This window comes from Siminovitchia thermophila (genome assembly GCF_016909185.1).
In the GTDB taxonomy this organism is placed as follows: Bacteria; Bacillota; Bacilli; order Bacillales; family Bacillaceae_C; genus Siminovitchia; species Siminovitchia thermophila.
In genome coordinates this window covers 1-1,635 of the sequence record NZ_JAFBFH010000082.1, presented here as the reverse complement: position 1 = coordinate 1,635, position 1,635 = coordinate 1, and the positions used below count along the sequence as shown (strand labels likewise).

At 39.9% G+C, this 1,635-nt stretch carries 2 protein-coding genes; both read right to left on the bottom strand.

What is annotated here, in order from left to right; all coding sequences use genetic code 11:
* Positions 1–359, bottom strand: a 359-nt coding sequence (locus JOC94_RS22640; protein WP_205180433.1) for an ATP-binding protein, incomplete at its 3' end; no start/stop codon positions are given.
* Positions 352–1,635 (bottom strand): IS21 family transposase (gene istA / locus JOC94_RS22635; protein ID WP_236017191.1); only part of this gene is annotated, 1,284 nt, incomplete at its 5' end. The genes istA and JOC94_RS22640, both read right to left, overlap by 8 nt.

The following is a 1,635-nucleotide window of genomic DNA, read 5'->3' as shown; positions in this document are numbered from 1 at the left end:
GCCGTGGCCAAATGTGTTTTACCGACTCCGCTGGGCCCCAGGAACACAATATTCTCCTGCAATTCTATAAACCGCAAAGTGGTAAAATCCAATATTTGTTCTTTATACACCGATGGCTGAAAATCAAAGTCAAAGTCTTTCACCTCCTTTAAATGCGGAAACGCCGCCACCTTGACCATCGATTTCATCATATTGATTTCTTTCATGTCAATTTCATAATCCGTCAGCTTGATTAATGTTTCTGTAAAAGATAGCTGGTTCTTCATCATAAAATCAACGGTTTCATCCAAATGTAGAGCCATCTGGTTTAACTTCAGATACTCCAGGTTTTTCATCAGCTTTGTATAATGGCTATTCATTTTTATACACCTCATTAATCGCTTCTAAATTCTTCCTGGCCAGTTCCTCAATATCTAGGTCATCGGTAGACGACAGGCCTCTGGCTAAAATTTCGGTATAATGTTCCGGCTTATAATTCATTCGGTGCTGACTAATATGGTGTTGGACAATTAATTCTGTGTTATAATAAACGTAAATATAGTTGTCATATATTTGCAGACCTACAGTTCTTCCTATGTATCCAGCGGGTACTGAATACTGGTTAGACTTGTAGGTGATCATATTCGAGGTGTTTACTTTCACCGGTTTATGATCAATCTTATATGAATCTCTTATTCGTTCATTTGGTAGTGGGCGTAGGAGGTTCTTTTCTTTTTTCAAAGCGAGTATTGGTATTTTCCCAGTCCCCTGATGATAGCTGTTATTGATCCGGTTACAAAGCTTTTGGACAAATTGATGGAGCTCCTCGTAACTGAACTGCCCTTGATAAGCATGGATCTCATCAATAAACTTCATTGGGGCTTCCACCTTGGCTTTCGTTCTCGGTTTCCCCGCCATACAAGGCCTTACCTCAAACCCCATATCTTTCGCGAATTGATAGAAGCGTTCATTTACCTTTCCTTTCTGATACTCTGTCCGGGGAGTGTCCATGACGGTTTTCATATTATCTGTCAAAATCTCCTGAGGAACCCCTCCAATGGCTTCAAAACTCTCTGTCAGGAAAGATAACAATACACTTTGGGATTTTGAAACGGATAAATAGTAGGTCCGGAACCTTGAATAGGAAAGCAATAGCACACAAACATTCACATAGATCGTTTCACCATCCTTCGTGATGTAACGGATGTTCTCTTTCCAATCGAGCTGGGCCTGTTCTGCCGGTGAGGTTTCGAAGCGGATCACCTCACTCTCCGCACTTTTTCGCTTTCCGGCTTCAAAATATCTTTGAAATTCCGGCTTTTTTGATATGTAGGCTCTAAATGTTGACTGAGAGCACTTCAGGCCGTGATTATCTTTTAAATACTGCCAAAGGACCCTTTTATAATAGAAGACCTGTTTTGATTCTGTGGATAAAAGCAGGGAGATTACATCGTAATACTCATCTATTTTTGATGTTCGCTCCCTGAAGTTTTTAGGCATATAACCCTTGAGATATTTATCCACCGTCCTTCGATCTACACCCATATCTCGCGCCAATCTACTTTTATTTATTTTCATCTTTAAGCTCTCCATTAGTGTATTTAATTTTGGCAAATCCGTAAGATGGTTAATCTCTATATTTGTGTTGACGTCCAA